Origin of the sequence: Photobacterium obscurum (assembly GCF_026191635.1) — a bacterium.
GTDB classification, from domain to species: domain Bacteria; phylum Pseudomonadota; class Gammaproteobacteria; order Enterobacterales; family Vibrionaceae; genus Photobacterium; species Photobacterium obscurum.
Genome location: NZ_JAKRRW010000069.1, coordinates 1 through 396, shown reverse-complemented (window position 1 = coordinate 396; position 396 = coordinate 1). Strand labels below are relative to the sequence as shown.

Genomic DNA, 396 nt, shown 5'->3' with positions numbered 1-396 from the left:
GCGGGTGAAACGGCTAGCTTGACCTTCACTTTGAGCGAAGCGAGCTCTGACTTTGCGGTTGATGATATTACTGTCGCCGGTGGCTCGTTGAGCGGCTTTAGTGGCAGCGGCACCAGTTATAGCGCGACGTTTACCCCGGACAGTGACCGCACCGCGGCGGCGACCATTGATGTGGCCGCTAATGCCTTTACCGACAGTGCCGGTAACGATAATACTGCGGCGACTCAGCTCGCCATTACCTTGGATACCCAGCTGCCGGGGATCAGTATCGCTAGCGACAAGCCGAGCCTGAAAGCGGGTGAAACCGCGAATTTGAGTTTCACCCTGAGTGAAGCCAGCAGTGACTTTGCAGTCGGTGATATCACCGTGGTTGGTGGTAGCCTGAGTGGCTTTACC

1 protein-coding gene is annotated in these 396 nt (G+C 56.8%); it reads left to right on the top strand.

All coding sequences use genetic code 11. The annotated features are described in order from the left end of the window. The coding region (locus MD588_RS25950; RefSeq protein ID WP_265700837.1) for an Ig-like domain-containing protein at nucleotides 1-396 on the top strand (396 nt) is incomplete at both ends.